Here is a 22,656-nt window from a genome sequence, read left to right on the forward strand (position 1 = left end):
ACCCAGGACGCACCGAGCGCACCGAACGCACCACGGAGCGCGGCGCCCGCCACGCCGTAGGAAAGTAGGAACGCGATGCACCGGATACTCATAGTCGAGGACGAGGAGCGCATCGCGTCCTTCGTCGAGAAGGGGCTGCGCTCCAACGGCTTCACCACCACGGTCGTCGGCGACGGCGAGAGCGCCCACGACTACGCCCTGACCGGCGGCTTCGACCTGGTGGTCCTGGACATCGGACTGCCCGGCAAGGACGGCTTCACGGTCCTGCGCCAGCTGCGCGAGGCCCGGGTGACGGTGCCGGTGATCGTGCTCACGGCCCGGGATTCGGTACGGGACACCGTGGCCGGTCTGGAGGGCGGCGCCGACGACTGGATGACCAAGCCCTTCCGCTTCGAGGAACTGCTCGCGCGGGTACGGCTGCGGTTGCGCACGGCGGCCCGCGCCCCCGAGGTCACGCTGCTGAAGAACGGCGAGCTCTCGCTCGATCTGCGCACCCGCAGGGCGCGCGCCGACGGCCGTACGGTCGATCTCACGGCCCGCGAGTTCGTGCTGCTCGAACTGTTCCTGCGCCACCCCGGCCAGGTCCTGTCGCGGGAACAGATCCTGTCCCACGTATGGGGTTACGACTTCGACCCCGGGTCCAACATCGTCGACGTGTACGTACGGGCGCTGCGCAAGAAGCTCGGTGCGCAGCAGGTCGAGACGGTGCGCGGGATGGGGTACCGCATGCCCGGGGAGTGAGCCGCCGTCTCCGGCCGACCTGCCCGGGCGCCCTGGTGAACTTTCCTTCATCTACGACTCATTGAGGGCTCACCGCCGCGCACAACGCTGTATCGCGTGACCCTGAACGTACGGCAGACAGCGACCCTCGTGGTGGCCCTCAGCATCTGTGGGCTGCTGCTCGTCCCCACCAACTTCCCCGCCCTGGACGGCGACGCCCGGCTCACCCTCGCGGTGTTCACCCTGGCGACCTGCGCGTGGATCGGCACCCCGATCGACGACACCTATATCGCCCTGGGCGCGGGGCTCGCGCTCACGGTGACCGGCGTGATCAGCAGCGACACGCTGTTCGGGACGCTCGGCGACGAGACGGTGTGGCTGCTCATCTGCGCGTTCGTGCTCGCCGCCGCGGTACGCAGGACCGGTCTCGCGGGGCGGGCCGCGGCCTTCCTTGTGAGCGGGGCCCGCAGCGTACGGCAGTTGACGCATCTGACCACCGCCGCGCTGGTCGTGACGGCCTTCGCCGTGCCGGCGACCTCCGGGCGCGCGGCCCTGGCGCTGCCGGTATTCCTCGCCCTGGCCAAGGTCCTCGCCGACCGCAGGCGCCTCGTGGTGATGCTGGCCCTGCTCTTTCCCACGGTCATCCTGCTCTCGGCGGTCGCGACCCTGATCGGCGCGGGCGCCCATCTCATCACCGTGAACGTCCTGTTCGAGGCGACCGGCGAGCAGATCGGCTTCACACAGTGGCTGCTGCTCGGTCTGCCGCTCGCCGTCGCCTCCTCCCATCTGGCCGCCGAAGCCGTGCTGTTGACGATGACCCGGCGCGAGGACCGCAAGGGCCCGGTCCGTGTCACCGCCGCTCAGATCCAGGAGCACAGCGAGCAGCCGGTCACGGGCCCGCTGAGCACCGAGGAGACCCGCTGTGCCCTGCTGCTCGGCACGGTCGTGGTGCTGTGGTGCAGCGAGCCGCTGCACCAGGTGCCGCCCGCCGTGGTCGCCCTGATCGGCGCGGTCGTCGCGGCCTCACCGGCGCTCGGCACCGTACGCCTCAAGGACGCCCTGAAGACCGTGCCCTGGTCGCTGCTGCTCTTCATGGCCGCGACCATGGCGATGGGCGTCGCCCTCGCCGATTCGGGGGCGGCGAAGTGGCTGGTCGACGGGTTGCCCGACGGGCTGTCCCCCGCGCTGTTCCTGGGGGTCGTGATCGCCGTCAGCACCGCGGCGCATCTGGTCCTTCAGTCCCGTTCGGCCCGCTCCTCGGTCCTGGTGCCGCTGGTCGTGGTGGCCGCGGTGGGCGCCGGTGTGAACCCGGTGGCCGCCGCGCTCGCCTCGACCGCCGCGGCCGGCTTCTGCCACACCCTGCCGGCCTCCGCCAAGCCCGTGACGCTCTTCGCGGACATCCCCGGCACCCCGACGTACACCCCGCGCGACCTGCTGCGCCTGTCCGCCGTGCTCGCACCGCTCACGGCCGCCCTGGTGCTCCTCTTCGCCCTTGCCGTCTGGCCGCTGCTCGGCGTGCCCGTACTCGCCCCTTGAGCCTCGCGCCGTGAGAGCGCCACGCGCCCCTGAGCCTCGCGCTCCGAGAGCGCCACCTGCCCTTTCAGCCTCGCGCCCTGAGCACCCCACCCCCGAACCGGTCCCCAACCCCCGCACCCCGATCAGGAGTTCACCATGCTGACCCGAGTCGCCGTCGCCCCCAGCGGTTTCAAGGAGTCCCTGTCCGCCGAGGCCGCCGCGCAGGCCATCGCCGAGGGTGTACGACGCGTCGTACCCGATGCCGAGGTCGACCTCATCCCGCTCGTGGACGGCGGCGAGGGCACCGCGGCGACGCTCGTCGCCGGCACCCCCGGCGGGCGGCTCGTCCCCACCACCGCCACCGGCCCGGTCGGCCGCCCCGTCCGCACCCACTTCGCGCTGCTCGGCCCCACCACGGCAGTCGTGGAGATGGCCGCCGTGGCGGGCCTGTCCCTGGTCCCCCGCGCCCTGCGCGATCCGGGCGCGACCACGACGTACGGCGTGGGCGAACTGATCTCCGCGGCGCTCGACACGGGCGTGCGCCGCATCCTCATCGGCTGCGGGGACTCCGGCACGTCGGACGGCGGCGCGGGTGCGCTGCAGGCCCTGGGGGCGCGGCTCCTCGACGCCGACGGCCGCGAACTCCCGTACGGCGGAAGCGCCTTGACGACACTCGACCGGATCGACACGACAGGTCTGGATCCGCGCCTGAAGGACACGGAACTGCTTGTCGCCTGCAACCCCTTCAACGTCCTGTGCGGCGAACGCGGCGTCGCCCGCGTCTTCGGCCCGCAGAAGGGCGCGACCCCGCAGCAGGTCGAGGCGCTTTCGGCCTCCCTCGACCGGTGGGCCTCGGCCCTGGAGCGGGATCTGCCGAGCGACCTGGACCTGCGGGAGGGCCCGGGTACCGGCGCGTCCGGCGGCCTGGGCGCGGGCCTCGCCGCGCTCGGCGCGCGGCTGCTCCCCCGCTTCGACGTGCTCCTGGACCACCTGGACCTCGACGCCCGGCTGGCCCGCGCCGACCTGGTCGTCACGGCCGAGGGCGCCCTCGACTTCCAGAGCCCGCGCGGCAAGGTCCCCGCCGAAGTTGCCCGCCGCGCCAAGCTGTCCGGCCGGCCGGTGCTCGTGCTCGCGGGCACGATCGGCGAGGGCGCGCACCGTATCCGCGCCTCGGGCGTGGACGCCTACAGCGGCATCCTGCCCGCGCCGGTCTCCCTGCCCGAAGCCCTGGGCCGGGGCGCTGAGTTCCTCACGGACGCCACGGAACGCGCCCTGCGGATGGTCCTCCTGGGCACCCGGCTGGCGGCTTGACTGTCAGGCAGAGGTGTCGGGGACGCAACGACCGTCCTCGGTCCGGTAGTTCCACCGCGCACCGTCACGGACCAGCTCGCCGACGGCGCGTACGAAACGCTCCACGTGCTCGTCGGGCGTACCGGCACCGAAGCTCACCCGGATCGCGTTCAGCGACTTCTCGCCGGGCGCGGCCTCGGGCGCACCGCATTCGCCCTGCTCCTGCGGGTCGCTGCCGAGCAGGGTGCGCACCAGCGGGTGGGCGCAGAACAGTCCGTCGCGCACCCCGATGCCGTACTCGGCGGAGAGCGCGGCAGCGAAGTGCGAGCTGTTCCAGCCGTCGACGACGAAGGAGATGACACCCACGCGCGGGGCGTCGTCGCCGAACAGCGAGAGCACCCTGACCTGGGGCACCTCGGCAAGTCCCGTACGGACCCGCCCGATCAGCTCCTGCTCACGGGCGACGAGCGAGTCGAAGCCGGCCTCGGTGAGCGCCTTGCACGCGGAGGCGATGGAGTAGGCGCCGATCACGTTCGGCGAACCGGCCTCGTGCCGCGCCGCGGTGGAGTGCCACTCCACGTCCACACCACCGTCGGTGCGCCGCGCGACCGCCTTCGAGGCACCGCCGCCCGCGAGGTACGGCTCGGCCTCCTGCAGCCAGTCGGCCCGCCCGGCAAGGACACCGGAGCCGAAGGGCGCGTACAGCTTGTGCCCCGAGAAGGCCACCCAGTCCACGTCCAACTCCTGGACGGAGACGGGGTGATGGGGCGCGAGCTGAGCGGCGTCGAGCACGATGCGCGCACCGTGCGCGTGAGCGGCCGCCGCCAGCTCGCGCACCGGCCAGAGCTCGCCGGTGACGTTGGACGCCCCGGTCACGCACACGAGCGCGGGGCCGTACGGGTCGCGCGCGGCGAGCGCGGTCTCCAGGGTGCGTACGGCCTCGTCGGGCGTACGGGGGGCGTTGAGGTAGGTGACCCGGGCGTCGCGCCAGGGCAGCAGCGACGCGTGGTGCTCGGTCTCGAAGACGAACACCTGGCAGTCGGCGGGCAGCGCCTGGGCGAGCAGGTTGAGCGAGTCGGTGGTCGACCGCGTGAAGATCACCTGGTCGCCCTCGCGGCAGTCGAGGAACTCCTCGACGGTGCGCCGCGCGTTCTCGAACAGGTCGGTGGACAGCTGCGACAGATAGCCGGCCCCGCGGTGCACGCTGCCGTAGTACGGCGCGTACGCGGCGACGTCGTCCCAGACCCGCTGCAGGGCGGGGGCGCTGGCCGCGTAGTCCAGGGCGGCGTAGGTGACTTCACCGCCGGTGACGAGCGGCACGCGGACATCGCGGCCGAGGACCTGGAGCGGCTCGGTACACACCGGCTCGGCGGCGGAGGCTTCGAGGGTGGCGGCGTTGGTGTTCAGGTACGCGGACATGGCGAACTCCCGTGGCAGGCAGGCGAATGCACCGCGCGAGCCGTACGGCGTCGAGCGCAGGTGATCCGAAAAGAAAGGGGAAAAGAGGGTGCGCGGAAGTGGGGCGGATTCGCCCTATCGCATTCGCTTGCTCACGAGACTGCTCCCTTGAGGACCAGGACCCCAGGGTGTGCAGGGGTCCGCGCTTGCCACAGACCTTGTTGTCTGCGGCCTGGTCTTCACCCGGGGCACCCCGCCACGGACGGAGGGTTGCCGGACAGCGGGCCGGGGCCGTAGTCGCTGTCACTCATGACCTGTGCAGCATCTTGCCAGAAGATCTTCCACGCGCAAGGCGCAGTCCGTATCCCGGACTGCGCCCTGCGTCACACCTACGAGCCCTCAGGCGTTGCTCGCCTTGATCCACCGCTCGAGCGTCCTGCGCGCCGCACCGGAGTCGATCGCCTCGGCGGCCTTGTCCATCCCGGCCCGGATCTGCTCGGCGAGCGGTGCGTCCGTCGGCTCCAACGCGACAAGCGCCGCGGCCGAGTTGAGCACCACAGCGTCCCGAACGGGCCCGGTCTCCCCCGCGAGCACCCGGCGCGCGACCTCGGCGTTGTACGAGGCGTCGGCGCCGCGCAGCGCCTCGACCGGCACCAACTCCAGGCCGACATCGCGCGGATCGAAGGACTCCTCCCGTACGACACCGTCGCGCACGATCCACACCCGCGAGGTCGCGGTCGTGGTGAGCTCGTCGAGCCCGTCGTCACCGCGGAACACCAGCGAGGAGTTCCCGCGCTCGGCGAACACCCCGGCCACGATCGGCGCCATCCGCGGATCGGCCACACCCACGGCCTGCGCCTTCACGCGGGCCGGGTTGGTCAGCGGACCGAGCACATTGAAGATCGTCCGGATGCCCAACTGGCCGCGCGCGGCACCGGCATGGCGCAGCGCCGGATGGAACTTCACGGCGAAGCAGAAGGTGATCCCGGCCTCTTCGGCCACCTCGGCCACACGCTGCGGCGTCAGCTCCAGATTGACCCCGAGCTTCTCCAAGACGTCGGAGGACCCGGACGCGGACGAAGCGGCCCGGTTGCCGTGCTTGACGACCTTGGCGCCCGTGCCGGCGATGACGATCGACGACATGGTGGAGATGTTGACCGTCTTGGCGCCGTCACCACCGGTCCCGACGATGTCCACGGTCGGCCCGGACACCTCGATGACGTTGGCGTGCTCGTACATCGCGCGTACGAGACCGGTGATCTCGCCGACCGTCTCGCCCTTGGCGCGCAGCGCCACCACGAACCCGGCGATCTGAGCGTCGGTGGCCTCACCGCGCATGATGCGGTCCATCGCCCAGAAGGTGTCCTCGGCGCTCTGGTCGCGCCCGTCGAGCAGTCCGTTCAGTACGGCGGGCCAGGAACGGACCGCCGTGGTGTCGCCTCCAGCGGGGGTCACAGCGCTCATGGTCGCTCCTGGTCGTCGGTACGAAATCGGCAGGCCTCAGCCTAACGAAGCCCGGGGACGGCAAAGAGCCCCGTCCAGCGAATGGACGGGGCTCCTGCCGTGGCGATCAGGATCAAAAGCGAGGGGTGTGGGGGCGTTAGCCCCCACGACACCCACCGCCGCGGAGCGGCGGAGCAGCCTCGGGGTGACGGAGACCTCAGCCCCGTCACCCGTCAGCCACTAGTGGTGGCCGTGGCCGCTGGTGATCTCCTTGTACTCGTCGGCGGTGGGCTTGGGGATCTGGCTCTCTTCCCCGTACATGCCCTGCGACAGCTTGGCCTTGAGCTTCTGCGTGCCCTTCACCTTGCGCTCGACACCGTTCTCGTCGACCGTCGGGCCGAGCTCGAGCGGCTTGTGCTGCTCGTGCGCCGTGAGGGTGTGCAGCGCCTCCTGGCTGAGCGGCTCGTGCACCTCGATGAACTCACCGTGCGGCAGGCGCTTGATGATGCCGGACTCGCGTCCGTGCAGCACCTTGTCCTTGTCCCGGCGCTGGAGGCCGAGGCAGATCCGCTTGGTGATGATGAAGGCGATCACCGGTCCGACGAAGAACGCGATCCGGACGAACCAGGTGATCGAGTTGATCGACAGATGGAAGTGGGTCGCCCAGAGGTCGTTTCCACCACCGATGAGCAGGATGAAGTACCAGGTCAGCCAGGCCACACCGAAGGCCGTACGGGTCGGGGCGTTGCGCGGGCGGTCCAGGATGTGGTGCTCGCGCTTGTCCCCGGTGACCCAGGACTCGATGAACGGCCAGACGGCGATCGTCACGAGCACCAGCGGGAAGATGATCAGCGGGATGAACACACCCAGGACGAGCGTGTGACCCCAGAGGTTGATCTCCCAGCCCGGCATGACACGGATCAGGCCTTCGGAGAAGCCCATGTACCAGTCGGGCTGGGCGCCGGTCGACACCTGGTCCGGACGGTACGGGCCGAGCGCCCAGATCGGGTTGATCGAGGCGAGCGCCGAGATGGCCGCGATGACACCGAAGACCAGGAAGAAGAAGCCGCCGGCCTTCGCCATGTACACGGGCAGAAGCGGCATGCCGACCACGTTCTTGTTGGTCTTGCCGGGGCCCGCGAACTGGGTGTGCTTGTGGTAGAAGACCAGGATCAGGTGCGCCACCACGAGCCCGAGCATGATGCCCGGCAGCAGCAGGATGTGCACCGAGTAGAACCGGGCCACGAAGTCGCCGCCGGGGAACTCTCCGCCGAACAGGAACATCGACAGATACGTACCGACGATCGGCACCGAGAGCACCGCGCCCTGCATGAAGCGGACACCGGTACCCGACAACAGGTCGTCAGGCAGTGAGTAACCGGTGAATCCGGTGAACATGCCGAGGACGAGCAGCAGGAAGCCGAACAGCCAGTTGACCTCACGCGGCTTGCGGAACGCGCCGGTGAAGAACACGCGCATCATGTGCACGAGCATGGCCGCGACGAAGATCAGCGCCGCCCAGTGGTGGATCTGCCGGATCAGCAGACCACCGCGCACATCGAAGGAGATGTGCATGGTCGAGTTGAACGCCTCGGACATCAGCTGTCCCTGCAGCGGGACGTAGCTGCCGTGGTACTCCACCTCGTTCATCGACGGGTGGAAGAACAGCGTCAGATACACACCCGTGAGGATGATGATGATGAAGCTGTAGAGGCAGATCTCGCCGAGCATGAAGGACCAGTGGTCCGGAAAGATCTTCCGCATGTTGGCCTTGGCCAGGGAGTAGATCCCGAGACGGCCGTCGGCCCAGTCGGCAACGCGCTCGCCCGCAGGCGCTTTGCGCTTGTTGTCCGACGATTCAGGTGTGGTGCTCATCCGCGCTCCCAGAAGGCAGGACCGACAGGCTCCTCGAAGTCGCCGAGCGCTTGGAGGTAGCCCTCCTCGTTCACGCCGATGCGCAGCTGCGGCAGGGCGTGGCCGGCGGGACCGAAGATCACTCGGGCTCCGTCGGTGAGGTCGAAGGTGGACTGGTGGCACGGGCAGAGGACGTGGTGCGTCTGCTGCTCGTACAGGGAGATCGGGCAGCCCACGTGGGTGCAGATCTTCGAGTAGGCCACGATGCCCTCGTGGGACCACTCGAGTTCCTGCTTGTCCTTGATGTCGTCCGGCTCGAGGCGGACGATCATCAGGGCGGCCTTGGCGATCTGGGTCTGGAAGTCGTGGTCGTGCTCCTCCAGGCCCTCGGGCTTGGCGAAGGTCAGCGAACCGACGGCCACGTCCGCGGGACGCAGCGGCTCGTTCGTGTTCTGGTTCACGAGCAGCTTGCCCTTGGCCCACAGCGTGTGCCGGAGCTTGTCCTCGGGCAGCGGACCGAGGTCGCGAAGCAGGACCACACCGGACAGCGGGACCAGGGTCAGCGCACCGAACATGGTGTTGCGGATCAGCTTGCGCCGACCGATCGCCGACTCCTTGGCGCCCTGCTTGAAGTCCGCGAGGACCTTCGCCTTGACCTCGGGCGGCGCCGAGATCTCGTGCCGCTCGTCGGCGATCTCCTCGTCGGACATCAGGGTGCGGGCCCAGTGGACCGCGCCCGCGCCGATGCAGAACAGCGCGATGCCGAGGGTCATGCCCAGGGCGAAGTTCAGCGCGCTGATGTGCCCGATCGGCCAGACGTAGATGCTCTTGTCGACCGGGAACGCCACGTACGAGGCGATGAAGCCGATCGTGGCCAGCATCGACAGCGTGAACAGGAAGGCCACGGTGCGCTCGGAGCGCTTTGCGGCCCGCTCGTCGATGTCCTGGATGCGGTGCTCGTGGGGCGGCAGTCCGGGATCGGCGAACGGGTTCTCCCCGTGCTTCTCCAGGTCGGCGCCGTCGGCCTGCGCTACCGGCAGGTTCTCTTCTGGAATGTCTTGGCTGCTCATGACTTCTTGGCCTTTGCGGTCCGCGCGGCGACCCACACAGCGACAGCGATCAGGGCGCCGAGACCGAAGATCCAGGCGAACAGACCCTCGCTGACCGGGCCGAGCCCGCCGAGCTTGAGACCGCCGGGGCTCTCCGTCTTCTCACCATTGACCGCGTCAAGGTACGCGATGATGTCCTTCTTCTGCTTCTCCGGCATCGTCGTGTCGGGGAAGGAGGGCATGTTCTGCGGGCCGGTCTGCATGGCCTCGTAGATGTGCTTGGGGCTGACGCCCTCAAGGCTCGGCGCGAACTTGCCCTTCGTCAGGGCACCGCCCTCACCGGTGAAGTTGTGGCACTGCGCGCAGTTGGTACGGAACAGCTCGCCGCCCTTGGCGATGTCCGCACCCTCCGGGCTGTACTGCTTGTCCGTCGGGGTGACCGGACCGGCGCCGAGGGAGGCGATGTACGCGGCCAGCTGGTCGATCTCGGCCTGCGTGTAGATGTTCTTCTTCTTCGGCACCTGGGCGCCGGGCTGCTGGGCCGGCATACGGCCGGTGCCCACCTGGAAGTCCACCGCGGCGGAGCCGACGCCCACGAGCGACGGACCGTCAGTGGTGCCCTGACCACCGGTGCCGTGGCAGCTGGCGCAGCCGACCGAGTAGAGCTTCTTGCCCTCCTCGATCGCGAGGGACTGCTGTGTTTCATCGGCCTGCGCCTTGTCCGCCGGCGCGAACGCGGCGTACAGCCCCCCGGTGGCCGCAAGCGCGAGGATTAGGACGACGACCGCCGCCAGCGGATGGCGTCGTCGTGCGGAGAGCTTTTTCACGGATTACCCCGGTGTCAGGATCTTCTGCGTCGATGCTTCGGAAAGGTTCGGGTCTCGGCCCGGCTTACGGGTTCTCGGCCCCGCTACTTGATCATGTAGATCGTGGCGAAGAGACCGATCCACACCACATCGACGAAGTGCCAGTAGTAGGACACGACGATGGCTGCGGTCGCCTGCTCGTGAGTGAATCTGCGAGCCGCGTAGGTACGGCCCAGTACGAGCAGGAAGGCGATGAGCCCACCCGTCACGTGCAGGCCGTGGAAGCCGGTGGTCAGGTAGAACACCGAGCCGTACGGGTCGGACGAGAGCGAGAGGCCCTCGTGCTTGACCAGCTCCGTGTACTCGAAGACCTGACCGCCGATGAAGACCGCGCCCATGATGAAGGTCACGATGAACCACATCCGGAGCTTCTTCACGTCACCGCGCTCGGCGGCGAAGACGCCGAGCTGGCAGGTGAGCGAAGAGAGCACCAGGATCGTGGTGTTCGTCGCCGAGAAGGGGAAGTTCAGGCTCGAGGCCATTTCCTTCCAGTGCTCGGCACCCGTCACCGAACGCAGGGTGAAGTACATCGCGAAGAGGGCCGCGAAGAACATCAGCTCGGAGCTCAACCAGATGATGGTTCCGACGCTGGTGAGGTTCGGCCGATTGACCGACGGGTGCGCGTGCCCGGTTTCTACTGTCGTTGCTGTCGCCACGACCGACATTATGTCGGTCGCTTATCTGGCACTCACTCCGGGGGGTGCCGTTCGGAGTGTTCGCGCCCGATGTCCAGCCCGGATGGCCCATCGAAGGCCGCTGCGTACCGGTGTTGACGGGGTGTTTGACGGAGTAGCATCCGCGCAACGGTGTACGGCCTTTCCCACGGAGGAACCATGCAGTCGACCGCCACGGTCCTGGTCTACAGCGACGACGCCAACACCCGCGAGCAGGTGAGGCTGGCGACCGGTCGCAGGCCGGCCGCGGACGTTCCCCAGGTCGAGTTCATCGAGTGCGCCACCCCTGCCGCCGTCCTCAAGGAGCTGGACCGGGGCGGTATCGACGTCTGTGTGTTCGACGGAGAGGCCGTGCCGATGGGCGGCATGGGGATGTGCCGGCAGATCAAGGACGAGGTCTTCCAGTCCCCGCCCGTGCTGCTTCTGATGGGCCGTCCGCAGGACGCCTGGCTGGCCACCTGGAGCCGCGCGGAGGCCGCCGTGACGCTGCCGGTCGAGCCCGTCGAGTTCGCCGCCGCACTGGCCGCCCTGCTGCGCACGCGCCTGGCCATCGAGGCCTGATCTCCCTTACCGCCAAACGCACTTGAGCCCGTACGGAGGTCCGTACGGGCTCGAGCCATGTCACGCGTTCGGGTCACACCGCACGCGGGCCGCTGTCACACGGAGGGGCGAAGGCGGGCCTCGTCGTGGTGTGTCTGGCCCTCGCGCAGATCCGCGTTGACCACGCTGCCCTTGCGCCAGTCCTTCCACTCCATGTTCCAGTCGCCGAGCCCGTTGCCGTACGCCGGCAGGTACTCGCCGTAGCTGTTGATGGTGCGCACGATGTCGCCGGGCTGCACGATCCCGTAGAACCAGGCCGCGTTGCCTGTGCTCATTCCCACACATCCGTGGCTGACGTTGGCGTAGCCGTGCGAGCCGGCCGACCAGGGCGCGGCGTGCACGTACTCGCCCGTGTCGGTGAGACGGGTCGCGTAGTAGACCTGCTTGTCGTAGAACTCGGCGGCGCCGATGGCACTGCTGGTCATCCGGACCACGTACTCCTTGCCGAGCACGACCTTGGTTCCGTTACGCGTCTCCCAGCCGGGCTTTCCGGTGGTCACCGGCATGGAGTTGATCTCCTCGCCGTTGCGGTAGACGGTCATGTAGTGGGCGCCGGCGTCGACGACGGCCTCGATCTTGCTGCCCGTGGTGAGCTTCAGCGGCTTGCCCTCACCGCCCCACAGCTTGTCGGCGATCTTCACGCCCTCCAGGTGCGAGGAGATGGAGATCTTGGCGTTGGCGGGCCAGTAGCCCTTCGGGCGGTAGTGCAGCTTGTCGTCCTCGAACCAGTGCCAGGTGCCCTCCGTGGCCGGCTCCGAGCGGACCTCCAGGGAGCGCTCGATGATCGCCCGCGCCTTCTTGTCCTTGACGGGCCTGCTCAGCGTGGCGGTGACGGGCATACCGACGCCGTACTGGCCCTCCTCGGGGCCGAACTCGACGTCCACGCGCCCCTTCTTGGCCGCCTCGCGGGTCTCGAAGTTCAGGACCTTGCGGCCGGGCGAGCCCTCTTCGTCCTCGGTGCTCACCTTGACCGTGTAGGCGGCGCCGGCGGCGAGCGGCGTCGTGGTGTGCCAGCGGCTGCCGTCGGCGGAGAGCTCACCGGCCACGTAACGGCCCAGCGCATCCGTGGCGGTGACGTCGGTGATCCGTCCGCCCTTGCCCTGTGCGGTGACTTCCAGCGGCTTGTCCGGGTCCGCCTTCTGGGTGCCCGCGGGCCCGTTGAAGGCGATCTGGCCGGCCGCGTCATAGGGCTTCGCCGAGAGCGGGTGGCCGTCGGAGCCGCAGCCCGTGGCGCCCGCGGCAAGCGCGGCCACAAGAAGGGTGCAGCTCAATACCGTGCGCATTCGCGGTGAGTGGCTCATGCAGCACACGCTATGAAGGTTTGTCACCGACGGCGCGCGGAGTGCTCCGTACGAGAAGCTCAAACTGCTGCAAAAGAGGGGCCCGGACGACTCCTGACGGAGTGTCCGGGCCCCTCTGGGAGCTCAGCGTGCTAGCGGCTCACTGGTTCTGGTTCTCACCGCGGTAGTACTCGAAGACCCAGCCCCACAGGCCGACCAGGATGATCGGGGCCGAGAAGTAGAGCAGCCACCAGCCGAAGACGACGCCCATGAAGGCGAGCGCGCCACCGATACCGAGCGCGAGCGGCTGCCAGCTGTGCGGGGAGAAGAACCCCACCTCGCCGGCCTCGTCCGCGACATCGGCCTCCTTGTTGTCCTGCGCCATCTGGTCCACGCGCCGGGCCGTGAAGGCCAGGTAGTAGCCGACCATGATGCACAGACCGAAGGCCAGGAACAGAGCCGTGGTACCGGCCGGCTCCTTCGACCACACGCCGTAGACGATCGCCATGGCGAGCACGAAGACGCTCAGCCAGATGAACATCTTTCCTTGGACCTTCACTTGCCTGCCTCCTTGCCGCCCGCGAGGGCCTTGTCACCGTGGCCGGAGGCGGCCAGCTGTTCCTGCTCCATGGCGACGATCTCCGGGTGGTGCAGATCGAACGCCGGGGATTCGGAGCGAATACGCGGCAGCGTGAGGAAGTTGTGCCGCGGCGGCGGGCAGGACGTGGCCCACTCGAGCGAGCGGCCGTAGCCCCACGGGTCGTCGACCTCGACCTTCTTGCCGTACTTGGCGGTCTTCCAGACGTTGTACATGAACGGCAGGATCGACATACCGAGCAGGAAGGACGCGATCGTCGAGATCGTGTTCAGGGCCGTGAAGCCGTCGGCCGCGAGGTAGTCCGCGTAACGACGCGGCATGCCCTCGGCGCCCAGCCAGTGCTGCACCAGGAACGTGCCGTGGAAGCCCACGAACAGCGTCCAGAAGGTGATCTTGCCGAGGCGCTCGTCCAGCATCTTGCCGGTGAACTTCGGCCACCAGAAGTGGAAGCCGGCGAACATCGCGAAGACGACGGTGCCGAACACCACGTAGTGGAAGTGCGCCACCACGAAGTACGAGTCCGAGACGTGGAAGTCCATCGGCGGCGAGGCCAGGATGACACCGGTCAGACCACCGAAGGTGAAGGTGATCAGGAAGCCGATGGTCCAGAGCATCGGGGTCTCGAAACTCAAGGACCCCTTCCACATCGTTCCGATCCAGTTGAAGAACTTCACGCCTGTTGGGACGGCGATGAGGAACGTCATGAAGGAGAAGAACGGTAGAAGCACTCCGCCGGTGACGTACATGTGGTGCGCCCACACCGTCACGGACAGACCCGCGATCGCGATCGTCGCGCCGATCAGACCGATGTAACCGAACATCGGCTTGCGCGAGAAGACCGGGATGATCTCGGAGATGATGCCGAAGAACGGCAAGGCGATGATGTACACCTCTGGATGCCCGAAGAACCAGAAGAGGTGTTGCCATAGCAAGGCGCCGCCATTTGCGGCATCGAAGATATGGGCACCGAACTTACGGTCCGCCTCCAGGGCGAACAGCGCGGCCGCGAGCACCGGGAAGGCGAGCAGGACCAGCACACCGGTCAGCAGCACGTTCCAGGTGAAGATCGGCATACGGAACATCGTCATGCCGGGGGCACGCATGCAGATGATGGTCGTGATGAAGTTGACCGAACCGAGGATCGTGCCGAAGCCGGAGAAGGCCAGACCCATGATCCACATGTCGGCGCCGATGCCCGGCGAGCGGACGGCGTCCGACAGCGGGCTGTAGGCGAACCAGCCGAAGTCGGCCGCACCCTGCGGGGTGAGGAAACCGCCGACGGCGATCAGCGAGCCGAACAGGTAGAGCCAGTAGGCGAACATGTTCAGCCGCGGGAACGCCACATCGGGAGCACCGATCTGCAGCGGCATGATCCAGTTCGCGAAGCCCGCGAACAGCGGCGTCGCGAACATCAGCAGCATGATCGTGCCGTGCATCGTGAACGCCTGGTTGAACTGCTCGTTCGACATCAGCTGCGTGCCGGGACGGGCCAGTTCGGCGCGCATGAAGAGCGCCATCAGACCGCCGATGCAGAAGAACGCGAACGACGTGACCAGGTACAGCGTGCCGATCGTCTTGTGGTCGGTGGTGGTCAGCCACTTCACCACGACGTTGCCGGGCTGCCTGCGCCGGACCGGGATCTCGTTCTCATACGAGTCCTCGGCTTCGGCGGCACCCTTTGGTTGCTCGTTGAGGATGCTCACAGTTGGGTCTTCTCCGAGTTCCTGGCATTGTCCGTCTGCTCAATGCCGGCCGGGACATACCCGGTCTGGCCCTTCTTCGCGAGCTCTTCCAGGTGCTCCTGGTACTTCTCGGGAGAAACGACCTTCACGTTGAACAGCATTCGGGAATGGTCCACGCCGCAGAGCTCGGCGCACTTGCCCATGAAGGTGCCCTCCTTGTTGGGGGTCACCTCGAAGACATTGGTGTGGCCCGGGATGACGTCCTGCTTCATCAGGAACGGCACGACCCAGAAGGAGTGGATGACGTCGCGCGAGGTCAGCACGAAGCGGACCTTCTCGCCCTTCGGCAGCCACAGAGTCGGACCCGGGTTGTTGTTCTGCGGGTTCCGGGTGCCCGGGGTGCCGATGTCGTAGACACCGCCGGCGTCGGCCGGGAATGCATCGCGGTACTTGTCCGGGATGTCCGCGAGGTTCTCGTCCGTCTTGGCGTCACCCTTGGAACCGGGCACGTTCTCGACGTAGTTGAAGCCCCAGCTCCACTGGAAGCCGACCACGTTGACCGTGTGGGCGGGCTTCTCGGACTGGGCGAGGAGCTTCGTCTCGTCGCGTGCCGTGAAGTAGAAGAGCACCGAGACGATGATGAGCGGAACCACCGTGTACAGCGCCTCGATGGGCATGTTGTACCGGGTCTGCGGAGGAACCTCGACCTTGGTGCGGCTGCGCCTGTGGAAGATGACACTCCACAGGATCAGGCCCCAGACGAGCACGCCCGTGGCGAGCGCGGCGGCCCATGAGCCCTGCCACAGGGAGAGGATCCGAGGAGCCTCCTCCGTGACGGGGGTGGGCATTCCAAGGCGGGGGAAATCCTCGTACGTACAACCTGTAGCGGTCGCAAGAATGAGGCCCGCAGTCAGCACCTGCGGCAGCTTCCGCCGCATCGGGCGCCGCGACGAGCGGTCGGAGCCGTTGGGACTCACGTAGCGCCTTCCCGAGAGTCTCGCCCGCTCGACCGGGCTCGTCCGTGTTGCTTGGTCGGGCACCGGCCCGTGTACGGGCAGGGGTTTGGATGTTTATGCGGACCAAACCCTACTGGACGCTATTTGGGGTCGCGCGGGGAGGGTGCCCAACGCGCCGAGGCGCGACCCGAAGGGGTGGAAAACCGCCCTTGAACAGGCAACTGACGGTCCCTCGACTGATACCGACAGTAAGTCGGTGCGGCCCTGGTCGGACAGGCGTCCGGTGCACCCGCAACCCCTCGTACGGACATGCGGCGCAGGTAGCGTGAGGACGTGCCGTACTTCGATGCCGCGACCTCCACTCCCCTGCACCCTGTCGCCCGGCAGGCCCTGCTCGCCGCTCTGGACGAGGGCTGGGCCGACCCCGCCCGGCTCTACCGCGAGGGTCGCCGGGCCCGGCTGCTGCTCGACGCCGCGCGTGAGGCGGCGGCCGATGCGGTGGGCTGCCGCCCGGACGAGCTGGTGTTCACCGCCTCGGGGACGCAGGCGCTGCACACCGGGATCGCGGGGGCCCTGGCCGGACGGCGGCGCGCCGGGCGTCACTTGATCGTGTCCGCCGTGGAGCATTCCGCGGTGCTCCATTCGGCGGCGGTCCACGAGGGGCAGGGCGGCGAGGTGACGGAGATCCCGGTGGACCGCGGGGGCCGGGTCGACGCTTCCTTGTTCGTACGGGCGCTGCGTGAGGACACCGCGCTGGCCTGCTTGCAGTCCGCCAACCACGAGGTGGGCACGGTGCAGCCGGTGGCCGAGATCGCCGAGGTCTGCCGGGCGGCCGGGGTGCCGCTGCTCGTGGACGCCGCGCAGTCCCTTGCGTGGGGTCCGGTGGAGGGCGACTGGTCGGTGTTGACGGGCAGTGCGCATAAATGGGGCGGCCCGGCCGGTGTGGGCCTTCTGGCCGTACGCAAGGGAGTGCGCTTCTCCGTACAAGGTCCCGTGGACGAGCGGGAGTCGGGGCGCGTGCCCGGGTTCGAGAATCTGCCGGCGATCGTCGCGGCGGCGGCCTCGCTGCGGGCGGTGCGCGCCGAGGCGGCTCAAGAGGCTTCCCGGCTACGGGAGTTGACGGCGCTGATCAGGGCGCGGGTGCCGGAGGTCGTGGCGGACGTGGAGGTCGTCGGGGACCCCGAGCGGCGGCTGCCGCATATCGTCACGTTCTCTTGTCTCTATGTCGACGGCGAGTCCCTGCTGCACGAACTGGACCGGGCGGAGTTCTCCGTGTCGTCCGGCTCCTCCTGTACGAGCTCCACGCTGACGCCGAGCCATGTGCTCAAGGCGATGGGGGTGCTGAGCGAGGGCAATGTGCGGGTGTCGCTGCCGCTCGGGACGTCGCGGGACGACGTCGAGCGGTTCCTCGATGTGCTGCCCGGCGCCGTCGCTTCCGTACGGGAGAAGCTGGGTGCTCCCGTGGGTGTGAGCTCTTCACCCGGCAAGAAGTCGCTGGTGCTCGACACGCTCGGCAAGCGGTGTCCGCTGCCGGTGATCGAGCTGGCGAAGGCCATCGGGCAGGTGGCGGTCGGCGGGACGGTGACCGTCGTCTCCGACGACGAGGTGGCCGAACTGGACATCCGTGCGTGGTGTCATCTGCGCGGACACGAGTACGTGGGCGAGGAGCCGGCGGACCAGGGGTGGGCTTACGTGGTCCGCCGGCTCGTCTAGCCGGGCCCCGTATCCGAACTTCGTTCGGATCTGCTCAAGCGCCGCAGGGGCTGAGTTACGCCAGGTGTTCCTTGACCTCGGCGGCGGCGTCGAAGCCGTACGCCTTGGTGAAGCGGTCCATGAAGTGGGCGCGGCGCAGGGTGTACTCCTGCGTGCCGAGCGTCTCGATCACCAGGGTCGCGAGCATGCAGCCGATCTGGGCTGCGCGCTCGAGCGAGACGCCCCAGGACAGACCGGACAGGAAGCCGGCGCGGAACGCGTCGCCGACGCCGGTCGGGTCGACCTTGGCGTCCTCCTCCGGGCAGCCGACCTCGATGGGCTGGTCGCCGACGCGCTCGATGCGCACGCCGCGCGAGCCGAGCGTGGTGACGCGGTGGCCGACGCGGCCGAGGATCTCCTCGTCGCTCCAGCCGGTCTTGGACTCGATCAGACCCTTCTCGTACTCGTTGGAGAAGAGGTACGTGGCGCCGTCGAGCAGGGTGCGGATCTCGTCGCCGTTCATCCGCGCGATCTGCTGGGAGAAGTCGGCGGCGAACGGGATCTCGCGGGAACGGCACTCCTCGGTGTGGCGGAGCATCGCCTCCGGGTCGTCCGCGCCGATCAGGACCAGGTCGAGGCCGCCGACGCGGTCGGCGACGGTCTTCAGCTCGATCAGCCGGGCCTCGCTCATCGCGCCCGTGTAGAAGGAGCCGATCTGGTTGTGGTCCTTGTCCGTGGTGCACACGAAACGGGCCGTGTGCAGGGTCTCGGAGATACGGACCGATGCGGTGTCGACGCCGTTCCGGTCGAGCCACGCGCGGTACTCGTCGAAGTCGGAGCCCGCGGCGCCGACGAGGATCGGGGCGGTGCCGAGCTGTCCCATGCCGAAGCAGATGTTCGCTCCGACGCCTCCCCGGCGCACGTCGAGGTTGTCGACGAGGAACGAGAGGGAGACCGTGTGCAGCTGGTCCGCGACCAACTGGTCGGCGAAACGGCCGGGGAAGGTCATCAGGTGGTCGGTGGCGATGGAGCCGGTGACTGCGATACGCACGACGTTGAGTCTCCTGCGCGTGGGCTGGGGTTGACACCTCACGCTACCGGGAAGTCCCCGTATCTCTGAACCGCTCGCGCACAGAAGTCACCGCCTGCGACGAGCGGGAGTCACGGCCTGCGGCGACCTGGCGAAATTACCGGAAAGTAGGGGTTTTTCTGGTGGGCACGACGTGCGTACGGTGCGGTTATGTCGAAGCACATGGCGCCCGCGCCGGTCTCCCCCGCCTCCCAGGACTTCACGCTGAAGCAGCTGCAGGGGGACTGCGCCCGGATGGTGCCGCACTGGGCCGCGCCCCAGGCCTCCGTCGTCTCTCCCGTGCCGCCCTCGCGGATCCATGGCATCGTCGTGCCACCGGCGTCCGCGCGGATGCTGGACGCGATGTCCGAGTACGGAGACTGAGCGGACCGAGCACGCGCTCCGGTGTCCGCCAGGGAACCGAACACCTACCCGGGCCGTCCCACTGTCGATCCCCCGTTGTGGGGAATCGGCGTACGGCCCGGGATGCCCGGCCCTGGTGAAGGAGTCATGTCGTGAGCACCGATGGCATAGGTGAGGAAACCCGCAGGCCGAAGTCGCGCCTCGTGGTCGCCTCGGTCGCGGCGGCCGTGCTGCTCGCGGGTGGTGGCGGCGCCTATCTCGCCACCAGCGGTTCCTCCGGTGGCGGACGCGGTGATTCCGGTGCGCCCGCCGGGGACGGCACCCCTCCCCCGCTGACTCTCGACGGCTACACGCCGAACGCCGACGGCGGCGAACCTGCGCCGGGCGGTGCGCAGTTCACTGCGCGGGGCGAGCTGCCCGAGGCGCCCGAGTCCGTTCCCGTCTACCGGGCCTCCGGCGAGGTGGCGCAGGAGCAGGTCGAGAAGCTGGCCGAGGCGCTGAAGGTTCCCGGCGAGGTGACCTCGCAGGGGGCCGAGTGGCGGGTCGGCACGGGCAAGAACGCGCCGCTGCTCACGGTGACCAAGCAGGCGCCCGGAACGTGGACTTATGCGCCACTGGTCAATGACCCGGAGACCTGCCCTCGCGAGGGCGGCTGCGACAAGCCCGTCGGTTCCGGGATGGCGAACCTGCCGCCGGTGGACGAGAAGGCGGCGAGGGCCGCGGCCGCTCCTGTGCTGAAGGCGCTCGGGCAGGACGACGCCAAGCTCGACGCGCGGCAGACGACGGGTGCGGAGCGGGTGGTCAACGCGGATCCCGTGGTGGGCGGGCTGCCGACATACGGCGCCTCGACCGGGATCAAGGTCGGCCCGGACGGTGAAGTCTCCGGCGCGAGCGGGCAGTTGGCGAAGCCGGTCGAGGGTGCCTCGTACCCCGTGATCAGCGCCGAGGCCGCGCTGAAGCAGCTGAACTCGGCGCCGGCCGGGATCGCGCCCGGGAAGATCGGGGGCTGCGCCAGCGCCGTACCGCATGAGGACGATCTCACCGTCGGGGAGCCGCAGCAGCCGTGCGATCCGGGTGCGAAGCCCGTGCCGCCGAAGCCGCAGCAGGTGAAGGTGGAGTCCGCGGTGTTCGGTCTTGCCGCGTACCACGAGAAGGGGCGGCAGGTCCTGGTCCCGTCATGGCTGTTCACCGTGGCGCAGGCGGGCGCGGAGCCCGTCACCGTGACGCATCCGGCCGTCGAGAAGGAGTTCCTGCGCTCCCCGGCACCGCTGCCGTCCGATCTGCCGAGCTCCGCCGAGCCCCCGGCCGAACCCACTCCGGACCAGCCCGGGGACGGGTCCGCGGAGCCTCGGAGCGTGCACATCGAGTCGTACAGTGCCTCGGACCGTACGCTCACGGTGCACTTCTGGGGCGGTGTGTGCAGCGACTACTCGGCGTCCGTGAAGGAGACCGGCGACCGGGTCGAGGTGACGGTGACGGAGACGCCGCAGAAGCCGGGGACGTACTGCATCATGATCGCCAAGGAGCTGAAGGAGACCGTGCAGCTGGAGCAGCCGCTGGGCGACCGTGAGGTCGTCGGAGCGGACGGGGCACGGATCGAAGCGAAGTAGCGCGTTCGAGGCATACGCGAAGGGCGGCACCCCAGTCGTACGGGGTGCCGCCCTTCGCGGTGCTACGGACGTTCAGGCTTAGCTGAACGAGTCGCCGCAGGCGCAGGAGCCCGTGGCGTTGGGGTTGTCGATCGTGAAGCCCTGCTTCTCGATGGTGTCGACGAAGTCGATCGAGGCGCCGCCCAGGTACGGGGCGCTCATGCGGTCGGTGACGACCTTCACGCCGCCCTCGAACTCCTTGGTGACATCGCCGTCGAGCGAGCGCTCGTCGAAGAACAGCTGGTAGCGCAGGCCGGAGCAGCCACCGGGCTGTACCGCGACACGCAGCGCCAGGTCGTCACGGCCTTCCTGGTCGAGCAGAGCCTTGACCTTGGAGGCGGCGGCGTCGGACAGGATGATGCCGTCGCTCACGGTGGTCTTCTCGTCCTGAACGGACATCTACATCTCTCCCGGGTAGTACGGAGACTGCTTCCGCTTCCGCCAACCTCGTTGGGCGCCGAATCATTCCCCGTCGGCGGGGCGATTTCCGGCGTGCGGCCGCGCTTGTCCCTTCATGCTCGCACACCGGGCGGGTACGGGGCACGGCTCGGTCCTGCGGGCCTGAGCGCTCGGCCGCAGGGGAATGCGTCACATCGACGACATCAGGCATCGTCAATCTGACGTGAAGCGGTTATGATAGATAGCGTCAATTCGACGAAAAGCAGGCCCGGACGGTGGGCTCTGCCCGCCGGAAGAAGAAAGGGTGCGTGACGTGACCACGGCCCAGGACCTTGCCCCCAGCTTTGAGCCGCAGCCGACTCCGCTCGCCCTGCTGCTGCTCGGCCGCGAAGCCGACCCCAAGAGCGAGCGCGGCGTGGACTGCCCCGGCGATCTGCCCTCTCCTTCCGACCCGGACCTGGTCGAGCGCGCTCGCGCGGCCAAGGAGAAGCTCGGCGACAAGGTCTTCGTGCTCGGGCACCACTACCAGCGCGACGAGGTCATCCAGTTCGCCGATGTCACCGGTGACTCCTTCAAGCTGGCGCGGGACGCGGCCGCGAAGCCGGAGGCCGAGTACATCGTGTTCTGCGGTGTGCACTTCATGGCCGAGTCCGCCGACATCCTGACCGGCGACGACCAGAAGGTCGTCCTTCCGGACCTCGCCGCCGGCTGTTCGATGGCCGACATGGCCACCGCCGAGCAGGTCGCCGAGTGCTGGGACGTGCTGACCGAGGCCGGCATAGCCGAGCAGGTCGTGCCGGTCAGCTACATGAACTCCTCCGCCGACATCAAGGCCTTCACCGGCAAGCACGGCGGCACGATCTGCACGTCGAGCAATGCGAAGAAGGCTCTGGACTGGGCCTTCGAGCAGGGCGAGAAGGTGCTCTTCCTGCCGGACCAGCACCTGGGCCGCAACACCGCCGTACGGGACATGGGCATGTCGCTCGACGACTGTGTCCTCTACAACCCGCACAAGCCGAACGGCGGGCTGACGGACGAAGAGCTGCGCAACGCCAAGATGATCCTGTGGCGCGGGCACTGCTCGGTGCACGGCCGGTTCAGCGTGGACAGCGTGAACGATGTGCGCGAGCGCATCCCGGGTGTCAACGTGCTCGTGCACCCCGAGTGCAAGCACGAGGTCGTCGCCGCGGCGGACTACGTCGGGTCGACCGAGTACATCATCAAGACCCTCGAGGCCGCCCCGGCCGGCTCCAAGTGGGCCATCGGCACCGAGCTCAACCTGGTGCGCCGGCTTGCCAACCGCTTCGCGGCCGAGGACAAGGAAGTGGTCTTCCTCGACAAGACCGTGTGCTTCTGCTCGACCATGAACCGGATCGATCTGCCGCACCTGGTCTGGGCGTTGGAATCCCTCGCCGACGGCAAGCTGGTCAACCGGATCGAGGTCGACAAGGAGACCGAGAGCTTCGCCAAGCTCGCGCTCGAGCGGATGCTCGCACTGCCGTAGTCCCGGTTCCCAGCTCGTACGCGAAAGGGCGCCCCGCAGGTCTGCGGGGCGCCCT

At 68.5% G+C, this 22,656-nt stretch carries 20 protein-coding genes and 1 riboswitch; of the genes, 8 read left to right on the plus strand and 12 right to left on the minus strand.

What is annotated here, in order from left to right; genetic code table 11:
* Positions 1 to 75: 75 nt before the first annotated feature.
* From ABT367_RS10545 to ABT367_RS10555, 3 genes are all read left to right on the plus strand, one after another.
* Entirely contained in the window at positions 76 to 741 is a 666-nt protein-coding gene (locus ABT367_RS10545; protein ID WP_165332094.1) for a response regulator transcription factor, read from the plus strand.
* Positions 742 to 837: 96 nt separating this feature from the next.
* On the plus strand, positions 838 to 2,256 hold the full coding sequence (locus ABT367_RS10550; RefSeq protein ID WP_352251640.1) for an SLC13 family permease: 1,419 nt from the start codon (positions 838 to 840) through the stop codon (positions 2,254 to 2,256).
* A gap of 135 nt (positions 2,257 to 2,391) precedes the next feature.
* On the plus strand, positions 2,392 to 3,546 hold the full coding sequence (locus ABT367_RS10555) for a glycerate kinase family protein (RefSeq protein WP_352251642.1): 1,155 nt from the start codon (positions 2,392 to 2,394) through the stop codon (positions 3,544 to 3,546).
* Positions 3,547 to 3,549: 3 nt separating this feature from the next.
* On the opposite strand, the gene ABT367_RS10560 is transcribed toward ABT367_RS10555, so the two are convergent.
* From ABT367_RS10560 to ctaE, 6 genes are all read right to left on the minus strand, one after another.
* The gene (locus tag ABT367_RS10560; RefSeq protein WP_352251644.1) at positions 3,550 to 4,944 is read right to left on the minus strand and encodes an aminotransferase class V-fold PLP-dependent enzyme; all 1,395 of its coding nucleotides are present in this window, start codon (positions 4,942 to 4,944) and stop codon (positions 3,550 to 3,552) included.
* Positions 4,945 to 5,120: 176 nt separating this feature from the next.
* Positions 5,121 to 5,238, minus strand: a riboswitch (SAM riboswitch).
* A gap of 84 nt (positions 5,239 to 5,322) precedes the next feature.
* Positions 5,323 to 6,387, minus strand: a complete 1,065-nt coding sequence (trpD, locus tag ABT367_RS10565; protein ID WP_352251646.1) for an anthranilate phosphoribosyltransferase — start codon at positions 6,385 to 6,387, stop codon at positions 5,323 to 5,325.
* 219 nt (positions 6,388 to 6,606) lie between these two features.
* Positions 6,607 to 8,241, minus strand: coding sequence for a cytochrome bc1 complex cytochrome b subunit (qcrB, locus tag ABT367_RS10570; RefSeq protein WP_352251648.1), 1,635 nt, complete (start codon positions 8,239 to 8,241; stop codon positions 6,607 to 6,609).
* Entirely contained in the window at positions 8,238 to 9,290 is a 1,053-nt protein-coding gene (gene qcrA, locus ABT367_RS10575) for a cytochrome bc1 complex Rieske iron-sulfur subunit (protein WP_352251650.1), read from the minus strand. The genes qcrB and qcrA overlap by 4 nt, the downstream gene beginning before the upstream one ends.
* Positions 9,287 to 10,096, minus strand: coding sequence for a cytochrome bc1 complex diheme cytochrome c subunit (gene qcrC, locus ABT367_RS10580; protein ID WP_352251652.1), 810 nt, complete (start codon positions 10,094 to 10,096; stop codon positions 9,287 to 9,289). The genes qcrA and qcrC overlap by 4 nt, the downstream gene beginning before the upstream one ends.
* Before the next feature lie 83 nt (positions 10,097 to 10,179).
* Positions 10,180 to 10,800 carry an aa3-type cytochrome oxidase subunit III gene (gene ctaE, locus ABT367_RS10585; RefSeq protein WP_165332102.1) on the minus strand — a complete coding sequence of 207 codons (621 nt, stop codon included), beginning with the start codon at positions 10,798 to 10,800 and terminating at the stop codon, positions 10,180 to 10,182.
* A 168-nt stretch (positions 10,801 to 10,968) separates the two neighbouring features.
* Between ctaE and ABT367_RS10590 the strand changes: the two genes are divergently transcribed.
* A complete protein-coding gene (locus tag ABT367_RS10590; protein ID WP_352251654.1) occupies positions 10,969 to 11,370 on the plus strand; it encodes a hypothetical protein in 402 nt (133 codons plus the stop codon).
* A gap of 95 nt (positions 11,371 to 11,465) precedes the next feature.
* Here ABT367_RS10590 and ABT367_RS10595 read toward each other — a convergent pair whose 3' ends face one another.
* From ABT367_RS10595 to ctaC, 4 genes are all read right to left on the minus strand, one after another.
* Positions 11,466 to 12,710 carry a L,D-transpeptidase gene (locus tag ABT367_RS10595; protein WP_352251656.1) on the minus strand — a complete coding sequence of 415 codons (1,245 nt, stop codon included), beginning with the start codon at positions 12,708 to 12,710 and terminating at the stop codon, positions 11,466 to 11,468.
* A gap of 139 nt (positions 12,711 to 12,849) precedes the next feature.
* Complete coding sequence (locus ABT367_RS10600; protein WP_165332105.1) at positions 12,850 to 13,248, minus strand: cytochrome c oxidase subunit 4; 399 nt, start codon at positions 13,246 to 13,248, stop codon at positions 12,850 to 12,852.
* Positions 13,245 to 14,990: an aa3-type cytochrome oxidase subunit I gene (ctaD, locus tag ABT367_RS10605; protein ID WP_165332106.1), complete on the minus strand. Its 1,746-nt coding sequence runs from the start codon at positions 14,988 to 14,990 to the stop codon at positions 13,245 to 13,247. Before ctaD ends, ABT367_RS10600 begins: the two co-directional genes overlap by 4 nt.
* Entirely contained in the window at positions 14,987 to 15,946 is a 960-nt protein-coding gene (gene ctaC, locus ABT367_RS10610; protein ID WP_165332107.1) for an aa3-type cytochrome oxidase subunit II, read from the minus strand. Before ctaC ends, ctaD begins: the two co-directional genes overlap by 4 nt.
* 312 nt (positions 15,947 to 16,258) lie before the next feature.
* Here ctaC and ABT367_RS10615 point away from each other — a divergent pair, with 312 nt between their 5' ends.
* A complete protein-coding gene (locus tag ABT367_RS10615; RefSeq protein WP_352251658.1) occupies positions 16,259 to 17,638 on the plus strand; it encodes a cysteine desulfurase/sulfurtransferase TusA family protein in 1,380 nt (459 codons plus the stop codon).
* Positions 17,639 to 17,693: 55 nt separating this feature from the next.
* On the opposite strand, the gene ABT367_RS10620 is transcribed toward ABT367_RS10615, so the two are convergent.
* The gene (locus tag ABT367_RS10620) at positions 17,694 to 18,668 is read right to left on the minus strand and encodes a carbohydrate kinase family protein (protein WP_352251660.1); all 975 of its coding nucleotides are present in this window, start codon (positions 18,666 to 18,668) and stop codon (positions 17,694 to 17,696) included.
* Positions 18,669 to 18,857: 189 nt separating this feature from the next.
* Here ABT367_RS10620 and ABT367_RS10625 point away from each other — a divergent pair, with 189 nt between their 5' ends.
* Positions 18,858 to 19,070: a hypothetical protein gene (locus ABT367_RS10625; RefSeq protein WP_434975440.1), complete on the plus strand. Its 213-nt coding sequence runs from the start codon at positions 18,858 to 18,860 to the stop codon at positions 19,068 to 19,070.
* 131 nt (positions 19,071 to 19,201) lie between these two features.
* Entirely contained in the window at positions 19,202 to 20,659 is a 1,458-nt protein-coding gene (locus tag ABT367_RS10630; RefSeq protein ID WP_352251662.1) for a hypothetical protein, read from the plus strand.
* Between the two features lie 78 nt (positions 20,660 to 20,737).
* On the opposite strand, the gene ABT367_RS10635 is transcribed toward ABT367_RS10630, so the two are convergent.
* Complete coding sequence (locus ABT367_RS10635; protein ID WP_165332111.1) at positions 20,738 to 21,097, minus strand: HesB/IscA family protein; 360 nt, start codon at positions 21,095 to 21,097, stop codon at positions 20,738 to 20,740.
* Between the two features lie 304 nt (positions 21,098 to 21,401).
* On the opposite strand from ABT367_RS10635, the gene nadA reads away from it, so the two are divergent.
* Positions 21,402 to 22,601: a quinolinate synthase NadA gene (gene nadA / locus ABT367_RS10640; RefSeq protein ID WP_352251664.1), complete on the plus strand. Its 1,200-nt coding sequence runs from the start codon at positions 21,402 to 21,404 to the stop codon at positions 22,599 to 22,601.
* Positions 22,602 to 22,656: the final 55 nt, after the last annotated feature.

This window comes from Streptomyces mesophilus (assembly GCF_040300965.1).
GTDB classification, from domain to species: domain Bacteria; phylum Actinomycetota; class Actinomycetes; order Streptomycetales; family Streptomycetaceae; genus Streptomyces; species Streptomyces mesophilus_A.